This is a genomic window from Microbacterium gallinarum (assembly GCF_014837165.1).
Lineage (GTDB): Bacteria > Actinomycetota > Actinomycetes > Actinomycetales > Microbacteriaceae > Microbacterium > Microbacterium gallinarum.
The window spans coordinates 286733-310388 of record NZ_JACSPM010000001.1 but is presented as its reverse complement, the minus strand read 5'-3'; the positions used below and the strand labels follow the sequence as shown (position 1 = coordinate 310388).

General features: G+C 68.8%; 18 protein-coding genes and 2 pseudogenes. 15 read left to right on the top strand and 5 right to left on the bottom strand.

Features of this window, described 5'->3' with window-relative positions:
- Positions 1 to 23: 23 nt before the first annotated feature.
- The 8 genes and pseudogenes from H9622_RS01440 (at position 24) to H9622_RS16150 (ending at position 6197) form a co-directional block, all read left to right on the top strand.
- Complete coding sequence (locus H9622_RS01440; RefSeq protein WP_191763553.1) at positions 24 to 758, top strand: glycosyltransferase family 2 protein; 735 nt, start codon at positions 24 to 26, stop codon at positions 756 to 758.
- On the top strand, positions 755 to 1180 hold the full coding sequence (locus tag H9622_RS01435; protein WP_191763551.1) for a DUF2304 domain-containing protein: 426 nt from the start codon (positions 755 to 757) through the stop codon (positions 1178 to 1180). Before H9622_RS01440 ends, H9622_RS01435 begins: the two co-directional genes overlap by 4 nt.
- A complete protein-coding gene (locus H9622_RS01430) occupies positions 1177 to 2364 on the top strand; it encodes a glycosyltransferase family 4 protein (RefSeq protein ID WP_191763549.1) in 1188 nt (395 codons plus the stop codon). The genes H9622_RS01435 and H9622_RS01430 overlap by 4 nt, the downstream gene beginning before the upstream one ends.
- A 64-nt stretch (positions 2365 to 2428) precedes the next feature.
- Positions 2429 to 3040 carry an acyltransferase gene (locus H9622_RS01425; protein WP_318246990.1) on the top strand — a complete coding sequence of 204 codons (612 nt, stop codon included), beginning with the start codon at positions 2429 to 2431 and terminating at the stop codon, positions 3038 to 3040.
- The gene (locus H9622_RS01420; protein ID WP_191763545.1) at positions 3037 to 4134 is read left to right on the top strand and encodes a DegT/DnrJ/EryC1/StrS family aminotransferase; all 1098 of its coding nucleotides are present in this window, start codon (positions 3037 to 3039) and stop codon (positions 4132 to 4134) included. Before H9622_RS01425 ends, H9622_RS01420 begins: the two co-directional genes overlap by 4 nt.
- Complete coding sequence (locus H9622_RS01415; protein WP_191763543.1) at positions 4134 to 5120, top strand: Gfo/Idh/MocA family protein; 987 nt, start codon at positions 4134 to 4136, stop codon at positions 5118 to 5120. The genes H9622_RS01420 and H9622_RS01415 overlap by 1 nt, the downstream gene beginning before the upstream one ends.
- 95 nt (positions 5121 to 5215) lie before the next feature.
- A pseudogene (locus tag H9622_RS16180) lies at positions 5216 to 5396 on the top strand (IS481 family transposase); the annotation flags it as partial.
- Positions 5397 to 5738: 342 nt separating this feature from the next.
- Positions 5739 to 6197, top strand: coding sequence for a helix-turn-helix domain-containing protein (locus H9622_RS16150; RefSeq protein WP_404802837.1), 459 nt, complete (start codon positions 5739 to 5741; stop codon positions 6195 to 6197).
- On the opposite strand, the gene H9622_RS01410 is transcribed toward H9622_RS16150, so the two are convergent.
- On the bottom strand, positions 6176 to 7486 hold the full coding sequence (locus H9622_RS01410) for a UDP-glucose dehydrogenase family protein (protein WP_191763541.1): 1311 nt from the start codon (positions 7484 to 7486) through the stop codon (positions 6176 to 6178). The two genes, H9622_RS16150 and H9622_RS01410, sit on opposite strands and share 22 nt — an antisense overlap.
- A 108-nt stretch (positions 7487 to 7594) precedes the next feature.
- Between H9622_RS01410 and H9622_RS01405 the strand changes: the two are divergent.
- Positions 7595 to 8628, top strand: a pseudogene (locus tag H9622_RS01405) (IS256 family transposase); the annotation flags it as partial.
- 89 nt (positions 8629 to 8717) lie between these two features.
- Here H9622_RS01405 and H9622_RS01400 read toward each other — a convergent pair.
- On the bottom strand, positions 8718 to 12128 hold the full coding sequence (locus H9622_RS01400) for a glycosyltransferase (protein WP_404802836.1): 3411 nt from the start codon (positions 12126 to 12128) through the stop codon (positions 8718 to 8720).
- 124 nt (positions 12129 to 12252) lie between these two features.
- Between H9622_RS01400 and H9622_RS01395 the strand changes: the two genes are divergently transcribed.
- Positions 12253 to 14067, top strand: coding sequence for an ABC transporter ATP-binding protein (locus H9622_RS01395; protein ID WP_225221516.1), 1815 nt, complete (start codon positions 12253 to 12255; stop codon positions 14065 to 14067).
- Between the two features lie 18 nt (positions 14068 to 14085).
- Here H9622_RS01395 and H9622_RS01390 read toward each other — a convergent pair whose 3' ends face one another.
- Complete coding sequence (locus tag H9622_RS01390) at positions 14086 to 15282, bottom strand: glycosyltransferase family protein (protein ID WP_191763537.1); 1197 nt, start codon at positions 15280 to 15282, stop codon at positions 14086 to 14088.
- A gap of 157 nt (positions 15283 to 15439) precedes the next feature.
- On the opposite strand from H9622_RS01390, the gene H9622_RS01385 reads away from it, so the two are divergent.
- The 3 genes from H9622_RS01385 to H9622_RS01375 are packed head-to-tail and all read left to right on the top strand — an operon-like array spanning position 15440 to position 19229.
- Complete coding sequence (locus H9622_RS01385; protein WP_191763535.1) at positions 15440 to 16855, top strand: glycosyltransferase; 1416 nt, start codon at positions 15440 to 15442, stop codon at positions 16853 to 16855.
- Positions 16852 to 18114, top strand: a complete 1263-nt coding sequence (locus H9622_RS01380; RefSeq protein ID WP_191763533.1) for a glycosyltransferase — start codon at positions 16852 to 16854, stop codon at positions 18112 to 18114. The genes H9622_RS01385 and H9622_RS01380 overlap by 4 nt, the downstream gene beginning before the upstream one ends.
- Entirely contained in the window at positions 18111 to 19229 is a 1119-nt protein-coding gene (locus tag H9622_RS01375) for a glycosyltransferase (RefSeq protein ID WP_318246988.1), read from the top strand. The genes H9622_RS01380 and H9622_RS01375 overlap by 4 nt, the downstream gene beginning before the upstream one ends.
- Here H9622_RS01375 and H9622_RS01370 read toward each other — a convergent pair whose 3' ends face one another.
- Complete coding sequence (locus tag H9622_RS01370; protein ID WP_191763531.1) at positions 19230 to 20303, bottom strand: glycosyltransferase; 1074 nt, start codon at positions 20301 to 20303, stop codon at positions 19230 to 19232.
- On the bottom strand, positions 20300 to 21385 hold the full coding sequence (locus tag H9622_RS16040; protein WP_191763529.1) for a glycosyltransferase: 1086 nt from the start codon (positions 21383 to 21385) through the stop codon (positions 20300 to 20302). The genes H9622_RS01370 and H9622_RS16040 overlap by 4 nt, the downstream gene beginning before the upstream one ends.
- A gap of 55 nt (positions 21386 to 21440) precedes the next feature.
- On the opposite strand from H9622_RS16040, the gene H9622_RS01360 reads away from it, so the two are divergent.
- Positions 21441 to 22508, top strand: a complete 1068-nt coding sequence (locus H9622_RS01360; protein WP_191763527.1) for an acyltransferase — start codon at positions 21441 to 21443, stop codon at positions 22506 to 22508.
- Between the two features lie 24 nt (positions 22509 to 22532).
- Positions 22533 to 23603 (top strand): non-hydrolyzing UDP-N-acetylglucosamine 2-epimerase, encoded by a 1071-nt coding sequence (gene wecB / locus H9622_RS01355; protein WP_191763525.1) that lies wholly within the window; start codon positions 22533 to 22535, stop codon positions 23601 to 23603.
- The last annotated feature ends 53 nt before the right edge of the window (positions 23604 to 23656 follow it).

Sequence of the window (23656 nt, the reverse complement as noted above, 5' to 3'; positions counted from 1 at the left end):
GGGCCCGGTTAGGATCGGGTGATATGCCGGACCGTCCGCAGCCTCTTCTGATCGTCGTCCCGGCGCTCAACGAAGAGGATGCCGTGGGCGCTGTCGTGCGCAGCATCCGTGAATCGGTTCCGGATGCCGTCTGCCTGGTCGTCGACGATGGATCGACGGATGCCACGGCCGACCTCGCCGCCGACGCGGGCGCGATCGTGCTCAGGCTGCCTTTCAACCTCGGAGTGGGCGGCGCGATGCGGGCGGGGTTCCGGTACGCGCGCGATCACGGCCATCGCGTGGTGGTCCAGGTCGACGCGGACGGACAGCACGACCCGCGCTACATCGAGGCTCTCGTCGCCGGTCTGGACTCGGCCGACGTCGTAATCGGTGCGCGCTTCGCCGGCGTCGGCGATTACGGCGTCCGGGGCCCGCGTCGGTGGGCGATGCGGGTCCTCGCGTCCGCCGTGAGCAGCGTGGCCGGCCGGCGCCTGGACGACGTCACGAGCGGCTTCAAGGCGAGTGGTCCGGCGGCGGTGCGGCTCTTCGCCGAGACCTACCCGGCTGAGTACCTCGGCGACACGGTGGAGGCGCTCGTCATCGGTGCGCGCGCAGGACTCGAGATCACCCAGCTTCCCGTCGAGATGCGGCCGCGGCAGGGCGGGGTGCCCTCCCATCAGCCGCTGCGGGCCACGGTCTATCTGCTGCGCGCCGGAATCGCCTTCCTGCTCGCCCTCGTCAGGCCCCGCGTCGCCATTCCCCGGGAGCGCTCCGAATGAATCCCGTGACCTATGCATTCGGAATCGCGGCCGCCGTGCTCGCCCTGGTGGCGATCGTCGAACTGATGCGGCGATCGACGCTCCGCGAGCGCCATGCCGTCTGGTGGCTCGTGGGCGGTGTGATCGCCCTCATCGTCGCGGTCTTCCCCCAGACGCTGACCTGGGCGGCCGATCTGCTCGGTGTCGCTCTGCCCACGAACCTCGTCTTCTTCATCGCGATCGGCCTGCTGTTCCTCGTCAGCCTTCAGTACGGCGCCGAACTGACCCGCGTGGAAGACAAGATCCGCACCCTTGCCGAGAAGAGCGCGTTCCATGAACAGCGCATCGCCGACCTGGAGACCGCAGCCGCGGAGCGCACGGCCGCATCCGACCCGACCCAGCCCGACCCGATCGACGACGAGGGCGAGGGCGAAGCGCGATGAGCGCGAACCGCAGCGACCGCCCGACGGTCGTCATCGCCTCGCGCCTGTTCACGCCCGAGGTGAGTGCCGGCGCCTTCCGCCTGGGCGCCCTCGCGCGCGGATTGGCCGCCGGCGGCGCCGAGGTGACCGTCGTCACGACGACTCCGCCCCCGCACGCGCCGCCGGTCGCCGATCCCCCGGGGGTTGGCGTCTCCCGGTGGCCGGTGCTGCGTGACCGCGGCGGGAACGTCCGCGGGTACATCCAGTACGCGAGCTTCGACGCGCCGCTGCTCTTCCGCCTGCTCTTCCGCCGCTGGACGACGGCCGTCGCGGAGTCTCCGCCGACCACCGGGCTGGTCGTCGCCCTGGCGGCCGCGCTGCGCCGGCGGCCGTTCGTCTACTACGCCGCGGACGTCTGGACCGACGGCGTCATCGCGATGGGCGCGGCGCGACCGGTCATCGGCCTGATGCGCACGATGGAGCGAGCCGTGCTGCGCCGGGCCGCGGCCGTGCTGTCGATCTCCGACGAGGTGACCGAGCGCCTGGTGTCGCTCGGAGCGGATCGCGGCCGGATCGCCCTCGTCGGCAACGGGATCGACACCGACGTGTTCTCGCCCGACGTCCCGCCGGCGGCGGCCGATCGGTACTTCGTCTACACCGGCACGATGTCGGAATGGCAGCGCCCCGACGTCTTCGTGCGGGCGTTCGCGCTCATCGCCGACGAGCATCCCGACCTTCGGCTGAGGTTCTTCGGTCAGGGAGCGGTGGAGGCGGATCTCCGCGCGATCGCAGAGGAACTCGTGCCGGGCAGAGTCGAGTTCGGCGGCGTCGTGAGGCCTTCCGAGTCGGCATCGTGGATCCGGGGCGCGACCGCGGCACTCGTCAGCATCGCACCGGGAATCGGATACGACTTCGCGCGACCGACCAAGACCTATGCCGCCGCAGCGTGCGGCACGCCGGTGCTCTTCGCCGGCGCGGTGACCGGCGGTGCGCTGGTCGCCGACGCCGGTCTCGGCGAGGCGGCCGGGTTCGAGCCCGCCGCGATCGCGGCCGCGATGACTCGACTGCTGGATGCCGCGGCATCGGGGGAGACCGAACGCCGCCGGCCTGCTCGCGCGTCGTGGGCCCGCGACAACGTCTCGCTCGCCGCTGTGGGGGAGCGGGCGGCCCAGGCTGTCCTGGGCACCGGGACGGGGCGGCGATGAGGGCCGGATACAATCGATGCGCACCGTCCGCCGTCCCCATGCCCGGTGCAGGGAGCCCCGAATCGTGACACACTCTTCCGCCGTGCGCATCGTCGACTCGGCCGACGTATCTCCTGCGGCCACGATCGGCGAGGGCTCGTCGATCTGGCATCTCGCGCAGGTCCGCGAGCAGGCCGTGCTCGGCACGAACTGCATCATCGGTCGCGGAGCCTACGTCGGCACCGGCGTCGTGATGGGTGACAACTGCAAGGTGCAGAACTACGCCCTCGTCTACGAGCCCGCGCGCCTGGGCGACGGCGTCTTCATCGGTCCGGCCGTGGTCCTCACCAATGACACGTACCCGCGCGCGATCAACCCCGACGGCTCGCTCAAGAGCGCACATGACTGGGAGCCGGTGGGTGTGACGATCCAGACCGGCGCGTCTATCGGCGCGCGGGCGACCTGCGTGGCGCCGGTGACGATCGGCGCCTGGGCGACTGTCGCGGCCGGCGCGGTCGTCGTCAAGGATGTGCCGCCGTTCGCGCTGGTCGCCGGCGTGCCGGCACGGCGTCTGGGGTGGGTCGGGAAGGCGGGAGTGCCGCTGAGCCGTGATGAGCCCGACGGTGCCTGGATCTGCCCGGAGACGGGTGCCCGATACATCGAGTCCGACGGACTCCTGACAGAGGAGAACGCGTGAGCGAGTTCATCCCGCCCGCCAAGCCCATCATCGGCGACGAGGAGCGTGAGGCAGTGGACCGTGTGCTGCGCAGCGGCATGGTCGCACAGGGTCCCGAGGTCGCCGCGTTCGAGCGTGAGTTCTCCGAGCACTTCGTGAAGGGACGCCCGGTCGTCGCCGTGAACTCCGGCACGGCGGGCCTGCATCTCGGCCTGCTCGCCGCGGGCGTCGGGCCCGGCGACGAGGTCATCGTGCCCTCGTTCACGTTCGCCGCCACCGGCAACTCGGTCGCCCTCACCGGTGCGACCCCGGTCTTCGCCGACATCGAACCCGAGACGTTCACCCTGGATCCCGCGGCGGTGGAGGCATCCATCACCTCCAAGACCAAGGGCATCATGCCAGTGCACCTCTACGGCCACCCCGCCCGCATGCGCGAGCTGGAGGCGATCGCGACGAAGCGCGGCATCGCGCTGTACGAGGACGCGGCGCAGGCGCACGGCGCGTCGCTCGACGGACGGCCGGTCGGCACGTTCGGCGCGTTCGGCATGTTCTCGCTCTACCCGACGAAGAACATGACCAGCGGCGAGGGCGGCATGATCTCGGCAGCGGACGACGAGATCGCCCGCACTGCACGTCTGCTGCGCAATCAGGGCATGGAGCGTCAGTACGAGAACGAGGTGATCGGCTTCAACGCCCGCATGACCGACATCCACGCCGCGATCGGGCGGGTGCAGCTGACGAAGGTGGATGCCTGGACGGCCACCCGCCAGTCCAACGCAGCGTTCCTCGATGCGAACCTGCGCGGTGTCGTGGTGCCGCCGGTGCTGGACGGCGCCGTGCACGTCTACCATCAGTACACCGTCCGCGTGACCGACGACCGCGACGGGTTCGTGGCCGCGCTCAAGGCGGAGCACAACGTCGGCAGCGGCGTGTACTACCCCATCCCGAACCACCGTCTGCCGTCGCTCGCGCACTTCGCGCCGGGGCTGGACCTTCCGGCGACCGAGACCGCGGCACGTGAAGTGGTCTCGCTTCCGGTGCACCCCTCGCTCTCGCGCGGCGACCTCGAGCGCATCGTCGAGGCCGTCAACGCCGTCGCGGGAGCGGGCGCCTGATGGCCGCGCTGCGTGCCGGCCTGCTGGGCGTCGGCATGATGGGGCGCCACCACGCCCGCGTGCTGCGCGAGATCGAGGGCGTCGACCTCGTCGCGATCGCCGATCCAGGCGGTGACCCCCACGGTGTGGCCGGCGATCTGCCGGTGCTCCCCCACATCGAGGCGCTCATCGACGCCGGCATCGACGTGGCCGTCGTCGCCGTGCCCACGCGCTTCCACGAGGACGCCGCGCTCAAGCTGGCGGCCGCCGGCGTGCACACGCTCGTCGAGAAGCCCATCGCCGAGACCGTGGAGGCCGGCCGGCGGATGGTCGAGGCCTTCGCCTCGGCCGGGCTCGTCGGCGCGGTCGGTCACATCGAGCGGTTCAACCCCGCTCTGCAGCAGCTTCGCCGGCGTCTCGAGGCCGGCGACCTCGGCAACGTGTACCAGATCGCCACGCGCCGTCAGGGTCCGTTCCCGGCCCGCATCGCCGACGTGGGTGTCGCGAAGGACCTCGCGTCGCATGACGTCGACCTGACGGCATGGGTCGCCCAGAGCGAGTACGTCAACGTGTTCGCCCAGACGACGTTCAAGAGCGGCCGGGAGTACGAGGACATGATCGCGATCACCGGTCGCCTCGCGTCGGGCGTCATCGTGAACCACCTGGTGAACTGGCTCAGCCCCATGAAGGAGCGCGTCACGATCGTCACCGGCGAGAAGGGCGCGTTCGTCGCGGACACCGCGACGGGGGACCTGACCTTCTACGCCAACGGCACGATCCCGCTCGAGTGGGAGTCGGTGTCGAGCTTCCGTGGCGTCTCCGAAGGCGACGTGACGCGGTTCGCATTCGCCAAGCGCGAGCCGCTCCGGGTGGAGCACGAAGCCTTCCGCGACGCCGTGCTCGGACTGCCGAGCGACGTCGTCACGATGGAGCAGGGGCTGCGGACCCTCGCCGTCGTCGAGGCGGCGCTCGCCTCCGCGCGCACGAGCCACGCCCGCGCGCTCTAGCTGTTCTTCCCCGACACGTTGTGATCACGTGGGTGAGCGAAGACCTCCGAGAATGATGGGGTAACCACACTCGGATCGTTTCCACGGAGGTCTTCGTGACTCACGCTGACGCGCCATTCACTCCAGAGGGCAGGGCACGCCCGGCCCGACTCATCGTCGTTGGCGGCTGGGCAGTGCGCCGCGCCGCCGAACGGTTCCGTGCCCGCCGGCAACCGCGCCCCGTGGGCGGATCGGTATCGGGCGGGTCAGCTCACGATCGTCGAGTCCACGTCGCGCTCTCGAGCACACCGCCACGGCCGATCACCGTCGCGCGGCTACGCGTTCCTGCACCACGCCGTCGACGACTGCACCCGACTGGCTCATTCGGAGCGCTTCCTGAACGAGCGCAAGGAGATCGCCGCGGCGTCTGGGCCCGAGCTCGCGAGTTCTTCGCCGAGCACGGCGACGCTGTCACCGCGGTGATGACCGACATTCAAGCTGGGTGGGCAGCAGTCGAGCAAGTTCGTCGGCCGGCGGGCAGGATCGGTGTTGTTCGGCACCGTAGCACGCGACCGTTCCGGCCACAGACCAACGGCTAGAGGCGCCCGACCCGCTTTTCCGGATACCTGAGTTGAGGCGATGATCGTCTCGCAAGAGGTCCGTGAGATGCCCGCACCGCATTTGCCGGAGTTCCGGCGTCGAGCCCTGGATCTGGTCGCGCAGGGCACCCTCGGGGCTCAGACCGCCCGTCATCTCGGGATCAGCGAGTCGTGTCTGCGCAATTGGATGAACCGCGACGCTAATGACTCCGGCGCCAAGCCGGGTTTGACCACGACGAGCGCAAGGCGCTCGTCGACGCGCGCCGCAGGATCCGCGTGCTGCAGATGGAGAACGACATCCTCAAGCGCGCTTCGGCGTACTTCGCCAGGGAGAACGTGCCCCAAAAAAGGGTTCCGGCTGGTCCAGGAGCTCGCCGCCGACGGGATCTCTGTCGCCGTGGCCTGCCGGTTCCTGAGCGTTTCGACCTCTGGCTATAGCGGGTGGGCGTCCCGGCCGTCGACACGAGCGACGTCGGACTACGGTCGGCCCATTCCGTAGTAGGACCACCCGGCTGCGCGCCAGGCGGCAGGGTCGAGTGCGTTTCGTCCATCGACGATTACACGGCCTCGGGTTAGCGACGCTGCGTGATCGGGAGAGAGTTGCCGCCGGTACTCATCCCACTCGGTCACCAGCACGACGGCATCTGCACCTCGCAGAGCGGTGTCTCGGTCCTGCGCATAGGTGAGCTGAGGATGGACGCGACGCGCGTTTTCGACCGCTGCAGGGTCCGTCACCGTAACGTTCGCGCCCAGTCCTCGCAGTCGCACCGCAACGTCGAGCCCTGGTGAGTCGCGGATGTCGTCTGAGTGTGGTTTGAACGCCGCCCCGAGAACAGTGATGCTGCTCCCGAAAACGGATCCATCCAAGGCATCCACGACGAGGCTCACCGCGCGCTCGCGCCTACGAAGGTTGATTGTGTCCATCTCCCGCAGAAAATTGACGGACTCCCCCCGTCCTAGCTCCTCGGCTCGCGCCGAGAAGGCCCGGATGTCTTTCGGTAGGCAACCACCTCCAAAGCCGATGCCGGCCCCGAGGAACCTTCGGCCAATCCGCTCGTCATGCCCTATGGCATCCGCCAACAGTGTGACGTCGGCGCCTGTGACTTCCGCGATCTCTGCCATGGCATTGATGAACGAGATCTTTGTTGCGAGAAAGGCGTTCGCGGCCACTTTTACGAGCTCCGCGGTGGCGAAGTCGGTGACGATGAAGGGTGTACCTTTCGATACCGCCGGATGGTACACCTTTCGGAGAACCTCAGCAGCGCGCTCGCCTGCCGAGGTCGCGGGGACCCCGACGACCAATCGATCGGGATCAATCGTGTCCTGTACCGCCCAGCCCTCGCGGAGGAACTCGGGGTTCCAGACCAAGGTAGCGCCGGTCGCCTCGACTCGGCCTGCACGCATTGATGCCGTTCCCACGGGCACCGTGGACTTGCCAGCGACGATGTCGCCCGGGGTTAAGGACGGAAGTAGGGCATCTATTGCCTCATCGACGAAGGTGAGGTCAGCGGCATATCCATCTTTCTGCTGCGGTGTGCCAACCCCAATGAAGTGAACGGCCGCCCCTGCGGCGGCAGCGATCTCGGTTGTGAACGAGAGTCGACCAGACGCAATCCCTTCGCTGAGAATCTCGGTCAGCCCCGGCTCGAAGAACGGGGCGACGCCGCGCGAAAGGTCATCGATCTTCCCCGCATCAATGTCGATACCGACGACGTCATGCCCGATGGATGCCATGGACGCCGCATGCACTGCGCCGAGGTACCCACAACCGATGACAGATAGCTTCATGAAGCCCCTCCAAGCGAGCGAACGCTCCACGTTACCCCGATGACATCGCCGTGCGAGGGACTGTGTGATTTCCGGTGCTTCTGGGGCGGCCTGCCCGCCGACGGCGGCAACATCCGCAACGGCACCAGGTCGAAGACCGTGCTCACCGAAGTCCGCCCGGTGCAGATCGACGTCCCGCGGGATCGGGACGGATCGTTCGACCCGAAGATCGTGCGCAAGCGGCAGAGACGGCTGACGGGTGTCGACGAGATCGTGCAGTCGCTGACTGCCCGCGGGCTGACGACCGGGGAGGTCGCCGCGCACTTCGACGACGTCTACGGGGTCCAGGTGTCGAAGGACACGATCTCGAGGATCACGGACAAGGTGATCGAGGAGATGACGGAGTGGCAGAACCGTCCGTTGGATCGCGTCTACCCGGTGGTGTTCATCGACGCCTGGTGGTGAAGGTCCGTGGCGGGCAGGTGCGGAACAAGCCGTTCTACATCGCTGTCGGCGTCACCGTGAACGGGGAACGCGACATCCTCGGGATCTGGGCCGGCGACGGCGGCGAGGGCGCGAAGTTCTGGCTCGGCGTGATGACCGAGATCAAGAACCGTGGCGCCGAGGACGTCTGCATCGTCGTCTGCGACGGCCTCAAGGGGCTGCCCGAGTCGATTAACACGGCATGGCCGCTCGCGACGGTGCAGATCTGCATCATCCACCTCATCCGCAACACGTTCCGGTTCGCGTCCCGCCACTACTGGGAAGAGATGGGCAAGGACCTCCGACCCGTGTACACCGCCCCGACCGAGGCGGCCGCGGCCGAGCGATTCCGTGAGTTCGACGCGAAGTGGGGTGCCCAGTATCCGGCGATTACGAAGCTCTGGCAGAACGCATGGGCCGAGTTCGTCCCATTCCTGGACTGGGACGTCGAGATCCGCCGCGTGATCTGCTCGACGAACGCGATCGAGTCGCTCAACGCCCGCTACCGGCGCGCAGTCCGGGCACGCGGACACTTCCCGAACGACGCCGCCGCGCTGAAGTGCCTCTACCTCGTGACCCGTTCGCTTGACCCGTCAGGTCGGGGCAGGGCACGCTGGGCGACGAGATGGAAGCCAGCGCTGAACGCGTTCGCGATCGCCTTCGAAGGCCGCATCAACTAATGACCGCCGGCCCAGAAATACCGTTCACCGGACAGACTCCAACCGCACGGGGAAAGGACACTTGGCGCTCGACGGGAAGCGCGCGTTCGCTATCGCGTCGAGGCATCTGCCATGATTGCGCTGATCGCGCGCTGCCAGGGGCCGACCGTCTGCTCGCCGCTCATCTCCCACGCTGCGCGATCTGCGGCGCGCTTCCATGATGCGACGGTATCGGGATCCAGGCTCTGGAGTACGCTGACCAGGTCTTCCGACGAGAAGCCTTCACTGACCGCCCCGAGGTTGTTCGCCTCGACGAGCGGGGCCATCTCGGGGCTCGGCCCGACGATGATCCCCAGCCTGGCCTGAACGTAGTCGAAGAACTTGTTCGGCAGCGCCCACTTGTAAGAGAAGGTCGCAGGGGGCAGCACGAACACGCCGAGATCGAACTCGTTCAACGTGTTGACGAGCTCCGAGTAGGGTACGGGATCGTTGATGCGAATCCGTTCGTGACGGCCGTACGCGTCCTTCAGCTCAGCCAGGTAGCCGGGATCGTTGGGCGTCACGAAGAGGTCGAGAGTGATGTCGGCCGCGGCCTGCACGACAGCCTCGAGCATGACCTCGAGTTGGCGCTTGCGCAGGCAGGCACCGGAGTGGACCAGGCGAACCGGAGCCCCGACAGGGCTGGGCCGGAGGTCGGCGTAGGGCGTCGCGTTGGGTACGAGATCCGGTCGGAGCCCGAACTGATCCTTAAACGCGCGGCGAAGACCGCCGCTCACTGTCGATGTCGACGTGGCCTTCGTTACGTAGCGGGAGAGCAGCCACGACATATAGGGGGAGATCCGTCGGCGCCATGCGGTGTGGTAGTCGTGCATGCTCGGGTAGTGCTCATGCAGATCTGCGTGGACGCCGCGGGTCCGCAGCCTCAACGCGATAGGGACGGCTTCGACATCGTTGGCGAGGACGGCGTCGAACGAGCGGCCGCGCAACTGTTTCCAGGCGTTTCGTACGGCGGGGACGGACCAGTAGGCCGCCGCGTATTGTCTCAGGGTGATGAGACGTCCGTCGAGTTGAGTCGGGAGCAGATCTGCGGGCAGCTCGATGTGCTCGACCACGCCGTCGGGTGCCTCACCGAATCCCGCGGTCGTCACGGCATAACTATGGCGGAACAGATTGATCTGCCGCAGCACGCGGGCATCTCCACGCAGGGGCGAGAAGGAGAGGATCAGCAGGCTCTGTTTGCGTGTGGCGTGGCCGGGCGGCTCGGTCGCGCGGCCGCCGACGGCAGGCTGTCGGGTACGAACGGTCGCTGAGCGGAACGCCCGGAGCCGGCGCCGCACGGTGTAGCCGAGCCCGGTGAGGTGCAGACGCACCGGTCCGTCGTGCTTGAGAAGAAAGGCGAGGCGGGAGGGCAGCAGCTGCCGTAGTGAGAGAGATCCGGATTCGCGTGCGGCGGCGGCCAACGTCCGGTCGATGTCTGCGGCGGCGAGGGCTTGGATCGTCTGACTGCTCGAGTCGCGGAAACTCTGCAGCACCGCGGGACACTCGTCGAGGATCCGCACGGCCAGGGCGGACAGCCACGCGAAGTCACCCGGGCCCCACTCTTCGGGCCGCGGGCGAGCCAGGACAGCGCCGTGGACGTGGACACGCATGACCTTCACCGCGAGGGCCTCGCGCGTCGGGGCATCCAGCTGCCGAACCCATGACTCGTCCCAGAGCGCGAGCCACGCGGCGCCTTGCTCCGCGAGTGGCCGGCGGGTCGTCGTCGTGCGAGTCTTCGCGTCGGCGCCGACCACGTACGCCGGGTCCAGCGGATCGAAGGAGATCGAGTGGCCGCCGCTCCACAGCCGTGCACCGACGGCGACATCCTCGCCCACGGCGAAGACGCCTCCGAACCTGTACTCGGGGCGCTGCAGGAGCTCTGTGCGGATGATGCCCAGCGGTGCGGTGCGGTAGAACAGACGGTCGCGGGCAGGCTGCAGCATCCGACGGCGGAGTGTCTGCGGGACGAAGCCGCGCGCTCCGTCCTGGTAGGCCAACGGCGCGACGACGACGTCGGCCCCGTCGCGTGCGCCGCGGAGCCTCATCGCGGCGAGGGCACCCTCTTCGTACCAGTCGTCAGATCCCATGATCCCCACCCACGGCGCCGTCGCGACGGCGATTCCGGCGTCGAAGGCGGCGCCCGGCCTGCCGGGGTTCCCTTCGAGCGCGACGACGCGGACTCGGGCGTCGTCTGGAAGATCGAGCTGTTCGGGATCGACATTGTGTGCCACGACGATCGCGCCGGAGGCGGGGTCGGCCAGGACCGAGCTCACCGCTCGTCGAATGGGACGGTCGAGAGTATGGACAGGCACGACGATCTGCGTGCGCACCCCATCCGGGCCGCCCGTGTCCGCTGCGGCTCGCGGGTTCCCCGCGGGGCTGACCGCCCGGGCGCGGCTTCGTCGCATCAGCACGGACTGGAGCGCATCGAGCGGATCACGAGCACGCGAGAGCACTCCGTCAATCCGGACCCGCGCCCAGAAGTTTCGCTGCAGGGGCCCGGTGGCATGCGCGGGCAGCCGCCAGTCACGGTAGGAGGAGCTGCGCTGTGCCGTGAGTGCGGCATGGAGGTCTCCCGCGAGCACCGCGTTCCAGATGCTCTGACGCGCCCTGGTGAAGCCGCGGTCGAGCCGGGGCTCGAGGCTCTCCACCCGGCGAGCGAGCTGCGCCAGGAACTCGAAGTCCCCTTCGCGCCACTGGCTCGGCTCCGGCCGGACGGCGACCATCCCGAGGATGTGCACCTGCACGAACTTCTCCGCGAGCGCCCGACGATGACGCGGCGCGATAGCGAGCACGTGCTCGTCATGCCACAGCCTGCGCCAGGCTTCCGCGTGTTCCGCGAGCGGCCGGGTGATCGTCGTGACGCGCGGTTTGCCGTCGTCGCACATGACATACGCGGGGTCCGCCGGGAAATGGGCGATGCGGATGCCGGAGCTGTAGAGGATCGCGCTGAACTTCTGATCCACGCCCGCGGGAACGCCCTCTTCGAACCGCACGGGAAGGCCCTGCCAGGTCTCGCGGCGATAGAGGCCGGCGGGAACCGTCCGGAAAAAGAGACGATCACGAGCGGGGTCGAGACGCGTTCGCCGGATCGTCGCCGGGCTGCGCGTGGAAGTGGTCTCGCCCTCGAACTTCAAGGGGATGATCACTCCGTCCACGCCTGCTCGGATGATGCGCGAGTGGAGAGCGGCCAGCGCTCCCGGCTCCAAGTAGTCGTCGGAGTCCAGCAGGCCGATGAACTCGGCTTCGCACGCATCCAGTCCGGCGTTCGAAGCGAAACCCGAGAAGCCGACGCCTTCGTCGCAGCGAACCACTCTGATTCTCGGGTCGCCGGGAAGGTCCAGCTCGGCCGGATCGATCCCGTGCGCGACGACGACCGCTCCGGCGGCCGGGTACTCGAGAATCGACTCGACCGCCCGGCGCAGCGGGCGGTCGCTGCGGTGCACGCGGACGATGATCTCGATCTCTGGTTTCGGCGGCATCCGCGGTCTGTCTCTCATGCCTTTCAGATCGGTGAGGGCGCGTCGGAGCACCGGTCACCTCACAGCTGTACAGCACTACTCTAGACAGGGTGCCGATCACGCAGTCCGCGAATGGGAGTGTCCGTTGAAGCAAGCCCTCGCGCAGATGCGACTCATCATGCCGTTTCTGCCGTCCAGCGCGCGGAGATACATCTGGACGTTCATCACGGCCTCCTGCCTGCTGGCGCTGCTCGATGTCGCGGCTCTCATGCTCATGGCTCTCTCCATCTCGGCCATGCTGACCGGGGCGGACGTCAACGTGCCCGTCGTCGGCGTGGTGCAGGAGGAGAACTACGTCTGGCTCCTGCTCGCCGTCAGCGGCCTCATCCTGCTCAAGTCGACGCTGTCGCTGTGGCAGCAGTGGGCGGCCACCCGTCGATTCGCCGAATTCGAGCTGGTGCTGGGGGTGCGCCTCTTCGACGCCTACATCGGAGCACCCTGGGTGGAGCGACTCGGCCGAACCTCCTCCCAGCTCGTGCGAATGGCCGACGTCGGCGTCTCGGCCGTCATCTCCGGGCTCGTGCTCCCTCTGATGGGCATTCCCACGCTGGTGCTGTCGACGACTCTCATCGCCGCGACCCTCTTCTTCGTGCAGCCGCTCACGGCGGTCGTGACGGTGCTGTACCTCGGTCTCATCGCCCTGCTCATGTCGTGGGTGCTGACCAAGCGTGCAGTCCAGGCCGGCCGGGTCAACCGCGACTACAGCTACAAAGTGGCATCGCTGATGACCGACATGGTCGCTGCTCTCAAGGAGGTCACCCTTCGCGACAAGGTCGACGAGGTCGCCGAGGTAGTGCGGGAGCATCGCGTGCACGCAGCTCGTGCCCGAGCCAACATCCAGTTCCTCGGCGGGGTTCCCAAGTTCATCCTCGACACGGCCCTCATCGGCGGCTTCCTGATCGTCGGCACCCTGTCTTATCTGGTCGAGGGCAGCCTGGCAGCGGCGATCAGCGCCATAGCGCTGTTCGCTGTCGCGGGTCTGCGGCTCGTGCCGGCGCTGACGACGTTCCAGTCGGCCAGTAACTCCATCAATGCCAACCGCGCGCAGGTCAACGCCGTGCTGCGCGACATGCGGTATGCCGATCGGCAGCGCGAGCACCGCGAGACGCTGGGGCGCGAGCCGCTCGAGGACGAGCCGAAGGAGCTGATCCTGAGAGATGTCAGCTTCACGTATCCGACCGGGGATGAGCCCGCGGTGTCGAACGTGTCGATGACCATCAAGATGGGCTCCAGCATCGGACTCGTCGGGGAGTCCGGGTCCGGCAAGTCGACTCTGGTCGACATCCTCCTCGGCCTGCTCGTGCCGCAGTCCGGGTCGATCCACGTCGACCAGCAGAACCTCAGCGACGTCCTTGCCGCGTGGCGTTCGCGAGTCGGCTATGTGCCCCAAGAGGTGGCGCTCTTCGACGGCACGGTTGCACAGAACGTCGCGCTCGCGTGGAAGGGCGACATCGACGAAGACAAGGTCGTCGACTGCCTGAAGCGGGCACAGCTGTGGGACGCCGTCCAGAAGCGCCCCGGCGGGATCGGGGCGAAGGTCGGAGAGCGGGGGATGGGCTTCAGCGGCGGCCAGCGCCAGCGCCTGGGCATCGCGCGCGCCCTGTACACCGACCCGTACGTTCTGATCCTCGACGAAGCCACGTCCGCGCTCGACACGATCACCGAGGCCGAGGTGGCGAAGGCCGTCAGTGCCCTGCGTGGCAACGTCACCGTGATCTCCATCGCGCACCGCTTGTCGACAGTGCGCGACGCGGATGAGCTGTTCTTCATGGAAGACGGCCTCATCTTGGCGCACGGCACCTTCGACGAGGTGGTCGACGAGGTTCCCACGTTCCGTCAGCAGGCGACGCTCGCGGGCCTCATCTCGGGCACGGAGCCGGGCCCCGTCCGCATCGACTGAGTCTCGCCGGAGGCGCGGTCACCCCAGCAAGAACGGCTCCAGGGCGGCGGCGGCAGCGGCGTCCGAGTGCACTTCCCGAGCGAAGCGCCGGCCCTGCTCGATGCGATCCCGGTAGTGGCCGGGGTGGGTGGCGATGTCTTCGACGACGTCAGAGATCGTGGCGGGGTTCGCTTCCACGATCGGCAGATCCCAGCCCGTCTCGCGCGCGATGTGCGTGCGGATGTGCTGACCCGCCTGGGCGACGACGATCCTGCCCGCGAGCATCGCCTCGACCGAGGCGACGCCGTACAGCGCCATGCTCAGCTGATCGATGACGATGTCGGCCCGGGCGATCATCGTGGGCATGTCCTCGTAGGGGACACGCTCGGCCTCCACGTAATGGATCAGGCCGAGGTGTTCGAGTCGCCGCATGGCCGGCGAGATCGCGGCCGTTCCCTTCAAGGCCGAGCGCGAGGGAACGTGCAGCACGACGGGGGTGCGCGTGCCGAAGGCTGACGCGGGGAGCCGCTCCCAGCGCTGCGGGTCGGTCAGCGTGGGCAGCCAGGTCGCCTCGGGTCGATACAGCAGCAGGTCGGGAGTGGACACATAGGTGGGAAGTCCCAGCGCGTCCAGCGCCTGATGGTTCAGGCGAGTGCTCGTCTCGAGATTCGCCGTCAGGCCACCGAGGGGGTCGACGAACGGTGAGTACGGCTCCAGCTCGACGTGGCGGGAAGGAACCCGGGTGTCGCTGCCGTGCGACACCATCGCGATCGCGATGCCGTGATCCTGAAGGTCGTTGATCTCTGCGACCAGGTCGCCGTCGTAGAGCGTCGGCAGGAGCGGACGCTCGGCCTCGTAGAGGACGTGGGTGAACCCCCGCAGGATGGCCTTCCGCTGCTTGCGGGCCCAGAGGTGGGAGTGGCGACCGACGTTGCCCTTGACCGCGACATCCGGTTTGATGTGCGCGATCTCGGGCGCCCAGCCGAACGCGAGGTTGACCGCCGACACGCCGGGGAGAGTCTCTGCGGCACGCGCCCAGTAGTAGCCCTGCGACGCGAAGTTCGCGCGGGCGATGAGCAGCCGCGTGTTCCCGGGCTTGGCGCGCGCGACGGGCCTGAGGTCGGCGTATGACCACGAGTACTCCGCGGGAACCAGTCGCCGCCGCAGTGCTGCCGGCAGAGCCGGCGCCATCCGCGCCGAGATCTCGGTGCGCACGTTCGAGACGAAGCCTGCCATCCGCTTCGTCTCCTTCCGCGGCATCCGTGTGCCGCAGCGATCCGGTCGTGTGCCGTCCGGCCGCTCAGTTGGTGTTGCTTCCCGCATACGAACGATACTGGAATCTGGATATCCCTTCGGCGCCGTGGGCGAGGGGCTCAGACGGAGAGGAGCGCGCGTGCGGATCGCCATCTCGGCTGTTCAGTTCAGTAACGACCGTCCTATCGGATCCAAGCGACCCCGCGCGCTCGCGCAGCTCCTCGCCGAGCGCGGGCATGACGTGACCGTGTTCACGCCGTGGACGGAGCCCCACGAGACCGCCCCGGTTCCGCCAGGCGTCACGGTGAGGACGCTCCCGCCCTATCCGTCGGCAGCTCGCGAGCAGCAGTCCGCTTCGTTGTGGCGGCGCGCGCTTCTCTTCGCCTTCGTCGCCCCGACCGTTCCGAGAGCGACGGTGCTCTCGTCGCCTCGTCTGTCCCGTCTGTTCGGCATCGGCGCGGACCGACGCGAGTCCGCGTTCGAGGAACTCAACAAGAGGCGGAAGCTGACGGTCGACCGCGTCCGGTCCCTCCTCGATGCTCGACGGTGGGCGTCTCAGGCCGGGGATCAGCTGACGGCGAGCGAGACGACCGGCTTCGACGCGATTCTGTCCACCTACGCGCCCTTCGGGTCCTTGATCTTCGGCCGGCTCCTCGCGCGGCGCAATCAGGGCTCGACGTGGGTGTCGGACATCCGTGACGCGATGGTCGTGCCGTCGATCCTGTGGACCGGGCGAGTCGTCATGGCCTTCCAGGAGCGCAAGGCGATCCGCGAGGCCTCGACGATCACAGTGGTGTCTGAGGGAGTGAAGCACTCCATCCTCGAGCAACGGGCCAACCGGAGGTTCGCCGATGCGATCGTGGTGCTGCCGAACGGGTTCCTGGACAGAGACCAGCGAGCAGACCGGGCTGCCGCGGAACCGGCAGCGGCGGGGCCGGCCCCGCTGAGGATCGGGTACACCGGACAGATCTATGCGGAGGGCCGGGATGCGACTCCCCTCTTCCGCGCGATCGACGCGATCCGGCAGGGTCATCCGGCCACGCGTGTCGAGGTGCACTACGCGGGGAATCAGGGACATCTGATGACCGCGTTCGCCGCCACGTTCGGCCTGGAGGACCTCGTGGTCGATCACGGCATGCTGTCTCACGCCCAGGCCGTGGAACTCCAGGACTCGATGGACCTGCTGCTCGTGCTCAGCTGGAACCGCAGAAACAGCCAAGGGATCATCTCGGGCAAGTTCGGTGAGTACCTGGCCGCCGAGAAGCCGATCCTGGCACTGGTGACCGGCGATCTCGCCGGCGCCGAGCTGTCGTCGCTCGTGCGGACGATGAACGTCGGCCATGCCTGGGAGGAGGCATCCGGCGACGATGCGCAGAAGAAGCTGACCGAGTTCCTGCACGGTGCCGTGCGTGCTCGCGAGGCGGGCGAGCCGCTCGCATACGAACCCGACGAGGACGAGCGCGCCACGTTCGACTACGAGACGATCACGAGCCGGTTCGAACGCCTGCTCGCCCCGGGCCGCGACGGCGACCGCCCGGACTCGAGCCGGCGATGACGAGGCTTCTCCTCTTCACCAACGATTACCCGTACGCGACGGGCGATGCGGTCTTCGTCGACAAGGAGATCCGATACCTCGCCGCCGCTTTCGATGACGTCGCAGTGTTCTGCTACGCGCGAGACACGTCGGCCGGGGTGGTCGACATGCCTGCCAACGTGTTCCTCGCCGACAATCTCTTCGAGCGCGCACCCGACGACAGTCTCTTCGCGCCGCTGCGGCCGCAGATGATCGCAGCCCTGGCCAGGGCGGCTGGGCAGGAGATGAGGGCCGGCCGGCTGAGGCGGCACCTGCGGCTGTTCTTGATGGGTGCGCGCGTCGGCATCACGGGCGCCCGCCGACGGGCGGTCCGGGATGCGATCTCGGAGGACCCGGACTGCGTCGCATATGCATTCTGGGGAATGGGCGGCGGACTCGCGCTGGCCTGGTTGCGCGGTGTGCGTGCCCGCGTCCTGCGGCTTCACCGATACGACCTCTACGAGGAGCGTTCCCCCGAGGGATACCTCCCGTTCCGCCGCTTTCTGCTCTCACGCGCCGATCGCGTGCTCGCGATCTCCGACGACGGGGCCGACTACCTGAGACGCACCTACGGGTCGGCGGTGCGCCCGGGGGCGATCCGGGTGAGCCGCCTCGGGGTGTGGGGGCCCGACGTGGTGGTTCGCCCAGGGTCCGAGCGGGCGCGCACCGTCGTGTCGTGCTCGGCGGTGACGGAGGTCAAGCGGGTCGAGCTCATCTACGAGGCGGTGCGGGCGGTGCCGGGGCTGTCTCCTGAGAACCCGATCCGGTGGATCCACTTCGGCGACGGCGATCTGTTCGGGGAATTGGTCGCTCGGATCGCCGACCCCCCGCCGGGACTGGAGGTCGAGCTGCGAGGCCAGGTTCCCAATCGCGATGTCGCCGCCTTCTACGAGCGGCACCGTGTGGACGCCTTCGTGAACCTCAGCTCGAGTGAGGGAGTGCCGGTGAGCATCATGGAGGCGATCGCCTACGGCATCCCGGTCGTCGCGACCGCTGTCGGCGGGACCCCCGAGATCGTCTCGCACGACCAGAGGTCGGGTGAACTCGTCGCGGTGGATGCCGACGCGTCGACGATCGGCGGGGTGCTGCGTGCGGTGATCGACGCCCCGGACGGCACATACGACCCGCGGGCCGTGTGGCGTGAGCGCTACGACGCGCGCGTGACCGGCCCCGCCGCGGCGGACCTGGTGCGAGGGGCCCTCGACGATCACGCACACCTGAACTCGAAGGAGACACCGTGACGAGTCTGCTCATTTTGTCGTTCTCGCCCATCGCCTCTGACGCGCGCGTGCTCAAGCAGGTAGACCTCTTCCGTCATGACTACGAGGTCACGACGTGCGGATACGGTCCGGCGCCTGAGGGTGTGGCCGACCACGTCGAGATTCCGTCGGATCTGCAGGTGTGGCGGTATCCGCGACTCCTCGTGGTCGCACGGCAGTACCGGCGAGCGTACCGCGGCAATGCGGCCATCCGCGCGGCGCGGTCGGCGCTCGCGGGGCGGGAATTCGACATCGTGCTGGCCGACGACGTGGATACTGTGCCGCTGGCGCTCGCGCTGCGCCCGCGGCGCGGCGTGCACGCCGATCTTCACGAGTACGCGCCCCGCCAGAAGAACGAGATGCTGCGGTTCCGCCTGTTCGTCCGGCCGTTCATCGAATGGATGTGCCGCAGGTACGTGCGGCGCGCCGACTCGTGGACCACCGTGAGCGAAGGCATCGCGCGTGAATACGGGCGACGGTTCGGCTTTACGCCAGAGGTCGTCACGAACGCCGCGCCCTATGTCGATGCCGAGCCGACCCCGGTGCACGAACCGCTGCGCTTCGTGCACTCCGGAGCCGCGCTGCGCGGACGCGGTATCGACACGCTGGTCGAAGGGATAACGGCAGCGCGATCGGGAACGCTCGACCTGTACCTCACCCCCAACGACCCCGGTCTGATCGACGAGCTCACGGCGAGGGCACGCGAGAGCGCGGGGCGCGTCCGCGTGCACGACCCGGTGCCGTACGCGAAGCTGTCAGAGACGCTCCGATCGCACGACGTCGGCGTGTTCCTGTTGCCTCCGGTCAATTTCAACCATCGATGGGCGCTGCCCAACAAGTTCTTCGACTTCGTACAGGCGCGGCTCGGGCTGATCATCGGTCCGTCGCCCGAGATGGCGGCCTACGTCGAGCGATACGGCATCGGCGCAGTGACCCGCGACTTCTCGGCCGCCGCACTCGCCGAGGCGGTCGACGCTCTGGACGTCGATCAGGTGGCACGCTACAAGGCCGCATCGCACCGTCATGCGCGCGAGCTCTCGAGCGAGGCTCAGGTGCAGATCTGGAAGCGAGCCGTCGACGCGATCGCCGCGGGCTGATCAGATCAGCTGCAGAGCGGATGCCGCGGCCATGCGCAGCGGTGCTTCGCGGTGCAGCGCGTGCCGCAGCTGCCGCGGCAGCAGTGAGCGCGGGTGGGCGTGGCTGCGCCGGAGCATCCCGGCGGAGACGAGGGTGGCGGCGTCCACACGCTCGTCGAGCACGGCATCGAGGACATCCCGGTCGCGCCGCGACAGCACCCGCTCGATGCCGCCGCCTGCCGCGACGATGCGGCGCGTCGTGTCCCGCAGCGCAAGACGTTCTCCGGTCGTCCAGTACGCGGCATCCGCTCGATTGGCGACGGCCCCGAACACGTGGATGCGCAGGAACTTGACCGCGATCGCCGAGCGGGCAGCCCCGGAGAGGGTGTCGAACCACGGATCGTCGAGCACGGCGGGCACGTAGGCGAGTTCGTCCGCGATCGAGCGGGGTGCCACGGTCGTGCGATCCGCCGAGTCGGTGTGGATCAGGTACGCCGGCCCGCGCCGGTCGTAGGCGACGCGCGCTCCGGAGAACCACAGCCGGGTCACGTAGGGCACGTCCTCGCCCACAGCGAGACCCTGCGCGAAGCGGAGCTCGCCGAACGTCGCCCGCGAGACCAGTCCGAGTGGGGCGGACCGGTAGCTCACGCGGTCGGCGACAGGATCGAGCAGGCTGCGGCGCAGTGGGCGCGTCGGGGGAGTGGGCACAGCCGCGCCGCCCGCGATGCGCAGGCGCGTGATGACGGCATCCGCTCCGGTCCTCTCCGCCGTCCGCAGCCACGACGTGATGGCTCCCGGGGCGATCTCGTCATCGGAGCCCAGAACCGACGTGTAGCGTGCGCGCGCGGCATCCAGTCCCGCATTGAAAGGTCCGGCGGGGCTTCGGATGCCGTCCGCGAGGGCGAGCACCGTGACGTCGGGATGCGCGGCGAGCGGACCGAGCCGGTCGACGATGGGGTCGAGCGACGTGTTGTGCGCCACCACGATGACACCGGTCGCGCCGGGGGACCCTGCGCTCAGTGCCGAGCGGACTGCGCGTTCAACGGGCCGCGAGGGGTCGTGGACGGCGACGACCACGTCGACGTCGCGGGTCACCGGGCGGCCGCCGTCGCGTAGACGCGCTCGAGGGCGCGGGCCACCGTGTCTTCGGAGAACCGGTCGGCGACGGTGGCGGCGATGTCCGCCGCAGACATGCCGGCGGTCGTCCGCCGCACGTCGAGCACGGCCTCGGCATACGCGGAGCCGGTCTGCTCGGTGACGAACCGGCTCACCGACGGCAGGGCGTAGTCGACTGCCCCGGTCTGCGCACCCGAGACGAGCGGGCGCCCGTGCACGAGCGCCTCCGCCGCCACCACGCAGAAGTTGTCGCCCTGTGTGGGGAGCAGGAGCAGGTGGGCGGCATCGAGCTCCTGTCCGACAGCGGTCGGCTCCAGCACGCCCGTGAGCCGGACGCGGCCGCCGAGGCCGAGGGCGTCCGCCGCGGCGATCACAGGCTCGCGCTCGGGGCCGTCTCCGACCCAGACGAGCTCGGCATCCTCGCCCCGGGCGCGGAGCTCGGCCAGCGCGCTCACCGCGAGAAGCGGCCCTTTGCGGGGAATCAGCCCGCCGATCCCGATGAGCCTGAGCGGCCGCCGCTCCGGCAGCTGCTGCACCGAGACCTCGGGGACGATGCACGGTACGAGCTCGGTCGGACCCGATCGTGTCCGGGCCACCGCGCGGGTGAGCCTGCTGCTCTCGGTGACGACGACATCGGGACGGGCGAGAGCCGGCCGGAGGATGCGCGCGACGACCCGTTCCGCTCTCGACAGCGTCTCGGGCGACGTCAGCCCCGACCAATGCTCCGAGTGGACCCAGGGCTTCCGCGTCGGACGACCCGCCACCCACGGGATGAGCAGAGTCAGTGCGTGGGTGTGCACGACGTCCGCACCGGCGCCCGCAGCTCGCACCGCGCGCCGCGCGCGCAGGTAGTCGAGGGGTCTCGCGCGACGCAGGGACAGTCGCTCGAGGCCGAAGCCGGCGTCACCTGGCGGGTTCGCGTCGGCGGGGCCGGTCCAATCGAGATGGAGGACGTGCACGTCGTGCGACCGGGACAGCGCGAGGGCTTCGCGATGCACGAAGAGACCCTGCTGCGGAGCCTCCGCCGTGGGGAACCACGGCGTGATGATGAGGATTCGCACGTCGCGAGCGTATCAAGTCGGCATACGTCGAACGCACGTCGACTAGGGTCCGAGGGTGACGTCTGCCCCCTCCGGCCGCATACCGGCCCTCGACATCCTTCGCGTCGTGGCGGTCGCCGGCGTCGTCACCATCCACGTGTTCGCCGCCACGGTCGAGAACGACTCGATCCGGGGCAGCGGGACATGGTGGGTGGCGGTGGCCCTCGACATCGGCTTCATCTGGGTCGTGCCGGCGTTCGTCATGGTGAGTGGCGCGCTGCTGCTCACCCAGCGGATGCAGGGGGAGGGGCCTGCGGTCTTCTATCGCAAGAGGCTGCTCCGGCTCGGTCCCGCGTTCGTCTTCTGGCAGCTGTTCTACATCGTCGTGGTGCGCACGTGGATGACCGGCCAGGAGCTGGGCCTCGGTGCAGCCCTCGGCCTGATCGCCGGCGGGAGGACCTACACCCACCTGTACTTCCTCTGGCTGATCGTCGGGCTGTACGCCGTCGCTCCCGTGCTGTGGCCCTTCCTGCGCGACGGCGGGCGCAGGCGTGCCGTCATCCTCGCGACGTGCGTGATCCTCGCGACCGCGGCGGTGTACACGATCGCGGCGCTCTTCGGGGCGACGGGGTCACCACGCCCGATCAATCTCACTGCGCTCACGCAGTGGCTTCCCTACGTCGGGTACTTCGTCGCGGGAGCGGCGTTCGCCGGGATCGTGGTGAGCAGCTCCCGCGCGATCGCGATGGCGGTGGGCGTGACCGCGCTGCTCGGGTTCGCCATCTGGGAGTACGGCGTCAGCCCCGACTTCCCGGCCGTGCGGGCCGCGCTGCCGGTGACCTACACCAGCGTGGTCACGGCGGGTGCCACGATCGGGATCTTCCTGCTGACGCAGCGCTTCTTCGCGGGCAGGGTGGGACCGGCCGCCGGCCGGGTCTGGCGGACGCTGTCGGATGCCTCGTTCGGCGTCTTCCTGGTGCACTTCGTGATCATGATCGCCCTCCGGATGCTGCTGCCCGACCTCGCGCGCACAGCGACGGAGTCCATCGGCGCGGCGGTGCTCATGTGGCTCGCCGTCGTGATCCTGTCCTTCGCGGTCTCGCTCGCGTCTCGGCGCATTCCGTTCGTCCGGCGGGTGTTCTGAAGGCGCCGCCTAGACTGGTCTCTCGTGAAGATCGTCAGCGTCGTCGGCGCCCGTCCCCAGTTCGTCAAGCTCGCGCCCATCGCCAAGGCCGCCGACGCGGCCGGCGTCGAGCATGTCATCGTCCACACGGGGCAGCACTACGATCCGATGCTCTCCGACGTCTTCTTCAGCGATCTGGGCATCGCAGCGCCCGACGTCCATCTGGGTGTGGGCAGCGGGTCGCACGGTGTGCAGACCGGGGCGATGCTCGCCGCCCTCGACGGCGTGTTCGATGCGCAGCAGCCGGACTGGGTTCTCGTCTACGGCGACACCAACTCGACGGTCGCCGCTGCGCTCAGCGCCGTGAAGATGCACCTCCCGGTCGCCCACCTCGAGGCGGGCCTGCGCAGCTTCAACCGCCGCATGCCGGAGGAGCACAACCGTGTTCTGACCGACCACGCGGCAGACCTCCTGCTCGCGCCCACCGAGGTGTCCGTCGGACACCTCGCGGCGGAAGGGCTGGCCGAGCGCACGGTGCTGGTCGGCGACGTGATGACGGACGTGCTGTTCGAGGTGCGCGACCAGGTCGGTGCATCTCCCTCGCGACTGCGCACCGAACTCGGCCTGGAGGAGGGCGGATACTACGTCGCGACGATCCACCGCGCCGAGAACACCGACGACCCCGCGCGCCTCGCCCAGGTGGTGGACGGACTCGCCGGCCTGGACCGGCCTGTCGTCCTGCTGGCGCACCCTCGGGTCGTCGCGAAGGCGGCGGGGGCCGGGATCGAGCTGACCCAGGGATCGCTCGTCTCTCATGCGCCGCTGGCCTACCCCGATCTGATCTCCGCTGCGCTGTCGAGCGCGGGAGTGGTCACCGACTCCGGCGGACTGCAGAAAGAGGCGTTCCTGCTGCGGGTGCCCTGCACCACCGTTCGCACGGAGACCGAGTGGGTCGAGACCGTCGAGCTCGGCTGGAACGTCCTCGCTCAGACCGCCGAAGAGATCGCGGCAGGAGTGTCGCGCCCGCGTCCGGCCGATACCGATACCGCCCCTTACGGCGAGGGGAAGGCCGCTGTGCGCGTCGTCGAGACGCTCATCGAGCGACGGATCCGTTGAGCCCCACCACGAGCACGGGGCTCGGCCCCGGTGTCCGCACCGGGTCAGACCGG